This is a genomic window from uncultured Pigmentiphaga sp. (genome assembly GCF_937950555.1).
GTDB lineage: Bacteria > Pseudomonadota > Gammaproteobacteria > Burkholderiales > Burkholderiaceae_B > Pigmentiphaga.
Map to the genome: position 1 here is coordinate 1 of NZ_CALFCW010000013.1, position 3,091 is coordinate 3,091.

Below are 3,091 nucleotides of genomic sequence, written 5' to 3' on the forward strand. Positions count from 1 at the left end.
ATCGATCCCACCACGGGAGTAGAACTCGGTTCGGGAGAAGTACGCTGACGTCCGCTGGACCAGAGCCGGCTATCGCACCGGGGCCGCGACGGCGGCCGGCAGCATGCCCTTGGCGGACGAGCCATCGCGGCCCACCCCTTCATAGCGCAACCCGCAGGCCCGTACGTACTGCGGATCATAAATATTGCGCGCGTCAAGCAGGTTCGCTGCCCGCAACGCGTGCGCCAACCCGCGGAAATCCGGCGATTTGAATTCCCGCCATTCCGTCATGACAACCAATGCGTCGGCGCCCTCGCACGCCGAATACGCATCGGCCGCAATGGAAAAAGCCCGATGGCCGAGTGCGCGCCGCGCGTTGGCGGCGGCCACCGGGTCATAGCCGCGCACCGTGGCTCCGGCCTGGAGCAGCCGACGGATCAGGTCGATGGCAGGTGCCTCCCGTATGTCATCGGTCAAAGGCTTGAAGGCCAGCCCCCAGACCGCAATCGTCTTCCCTGCCAGGCATCCCTGGAGCATGCGCTCGAGCTTGCCGTAGAGCAGCCCTCGCTGCCGAATGTTGACCTGCTGCACGCTCCGCAGGATGTCGGCAGGCGCGCCGTATTCCTCGGCCATCCGGACCAGCGCGCGGACGTCTTTGGGCAAGCAGGAGCCACCGTAGCCGGCGCCCGCATACAGGAAATCATACCCGATGCGCGGATCTGCCCCGGTGCCCCGGCGCACAGCCTCGATGTCCGCGCCCACGCGCTCGGCCAGCCCGGCGAGCTCGTTCATCAGCGATATCCGGGCCGCAAGCATGGCATTGGACGCATATTTGGTGAATTCGGCGGATCGCACACCCATGCAAATGAGGCGGTCGCGATTCCGGCTGTAGGGCGCGTACAGGGCCCGCAACAGGGCGCAGGCATGCTCATCGTCCGCCCCGATCACGATACGGTCCGGACGCTGGAAATCGCTGATCGCGTGCCCCTCCTTGAGAAACTCGGGGTTGGCGGCAACCCGCAACTCATGAGGCGCGCCTCGACGCGCCAGCTCAGCGTCCATCACCTCGCGCACCCGGTCACAGGTGCCAACGGGCACCGTCGACTTGATCACCACCACCATGCCGCGCCCAGCTTCCCGCGCCACCGACTGGGCCGCCTGCAACACCTGGCTCAGGTCCGCGGAACCATCTTCGCGGGGCGGTGTGCCGACCGCGATGAAAACGATGTCCGCATCCGCGACCGCGGCACCGAGGTCCTCCGTAAATGAGAGCCGTCCCGCAGCCGCGTTGCGTTGGACGATGGCATCGAGGCCCGGTTCATAAATCGGGAGATGACCACCGCGCAATTGGTGCAATTTGGCCCTGTCCCTGTCCACGCAATGGACCCGGTTGCCTACCTCCGCCAGGCAAGCGGCGGTCACCAGGCCCACATAGCCCGCACCCATGACGGCAAGGTTCCTGTGCCTGGCGGGCGGCGTGGCGCTCAACTGCGTCATGAATGCGCGCCTGCGGGAACACGGGCCGTTCAGCCAGGTATGGGTGCAGCCCGCCGCCGGGGACGCGGGCACCTCGCTCGGCGCCGCGCTGTGGATAGACGCCGCGCACCGGCCTGGGGAAGGAAAAAAATGGACCATGGACCACGCGTTCCTCGGACCAGCCTTCGACGACGAAGAGATCGAGGCCTTCCTCCGGCGCTCCAAGCTGTCTTATCGCAGGCCGGACGACATTGCCGAGGCCACGGCAGGCCTGCTCGCCCAGGACAAGATCATCGGGTGGTTCCAAGGCCGCATGGAGTTTGGTCCGCGCGCGCTCGGGGCACGCTCCATCCTGGCTTCCCCGATCGCCCCCGGCATGCAGGCGCGCCTCAACGAAATCAAGGATCGCGAGGACTTCCGCCCGGTCGCACCGGTCGTGATGGAAGAACGCGCACGGGATTGGTTCGACACCCGCCTCCCGGGCCCCATCGAGGCTCCCTTCATGCTGTTCGTCTTCGACGTCCTCCAAGACAAGGCTGCCCGCATCCCCGCCGTCCGGCACACGGACGGAACCGCCCGCGTGCAAACCGTCAGGCGCGACCAACACCCGCTCTACTACGACTTGCTGGCGGCGTTCGAGAGGCGTACCGGCGTACCGGTGCTCGTCAACACCTCTTTCAATACCCGCGGCGAGCCCGTCGTCTGCAGCCCCCGGGATGCCATCGAATGCTTCTGGACCTCGCCGCTGGACGCCCTCGCCATCGGCGGGTTCCTGCTGGAGAAGCCAGCGTGAACCCTGCGCTGCCCCGGGCCTCGGTCGTGGTCCCCACCTATCGCCGTCCGTGGATGCTGCAACGCTGTCTGCGCGCGATCGCCTCACAAGACATCGAGCCGTCGAGCTTCGAACTGATCGTGGTGGACGACGGCCCCGATGCCGGCACCCGGCAGGTGGTCGAAGCGCTCGCCGCGGAAGCGGCACGGCGTGGACTCTCTGTGCGGTATCTGGAGGCGACCGGCACCCGGGGGCCGGCGGGCGCACGCAATCTGGGCTGGCGCAACGCGCGCGCGCCGATCATTGCCTTTACCGACGACGACACCGTACCGGACCGCACGTGGCTGTCCCGGGGGCTCGCTGCCATGACGCGTGACGTCTCCGCGGTGGTCGGCCGCATACGCGTGCCGCTTCCCGCGCGGCCGAGCGACCACGAACGCGACACAGGCGGCCTGGAACGTACAGAGTTCGCGACCGCCAATTGCCTGGTACGCCGAGAGGTGCTCGCCGCCGTCGGCGGCTTCGACGAACGATTTACCCTCGCATGGAGAGAGGATTCGGACCTGCAATTCACGCTACTGGCCCGGGGCCACCGGATTGCCCGGGCCGACGACGCCGTGGTGCTGCATCCCGTGCGGCCCGCGCCCCCGGGCATCAGCATCAAGCAACAACGCAAGGTGTTTTTCGATGCGCTGCTCTACAAGAAGCATCCTGCGATGTACCGGCAGCGCATCCGTCCACGGCCGCCCTGGAACTATTTTGGCATCGTGCTCGGCGCTGCGGCGGGTTGGGTTGGCGTGCTGGCCGGCTCATCCGCCGCAGCCTGGGCCGGCCTGTCCCTCTGGGCGGCCTTGACGCTGCAGT

General features: G+C 67.3%; 2 protein-coding genes and 1 pseudogene. 2 read left to right on the plus strand and 1 reads right to left on the minus strand.

Going from position 1 to position 3,091, the window contains the following annotated elements; translation table 11 throughout:
* Positions 1–69 precede the first annotated feature (69 nt).
* Positions 70–1,425 (minus strand): UDP-glucose/GDP-mannose dehydrogenase family protein, encoded by a 1,356-nt coding sequence (locus Q0319_RS02300; RefSeq protein WP_299450656.1) that lies wholly within the window; start codon positions 1,423–1,425, stop codon positions 70–72.
* Between the two features lie 13 nt (positions 1,426–1,438).
* Between Q0319_RS02300 and Q0319_RS02305 the strand changes: the two are divergent.
* Together Q0319_RS02305 and Q0319_RS02310 are read left to right on the plus strand one after the other, a co-directional pair.
* Positions 1,439–2,248 (plus strand): annotated as a pseudogene (locus Q0319_RS02305) (carbamoyltransferase C-terminal domain-containing protein); the annotation flags it as partial.
* A partial coding sequence (locus tag Q0319_RS02310) for a glycosyltransferase (RefSeq protein ID WP_299450657.1) occupies positions 2,245–3,091 on the plus strand: 847 nt, incomplete at its 3' end. The pseudogene Q0319_RS02305 and the gene Q0319_RS02310, both read left to right, overlap by 4 nt.

Excerpts from the sequence above, each read along its gene's own strand:
- Q0319_RS02300 (WP_299450656.1), bottom strand. The coding sequence starts at position 1,425 with ATGGGTGCGGGCTATGTGGGCCTGGTGACCGCCGCTTGCCTGGCGGAG.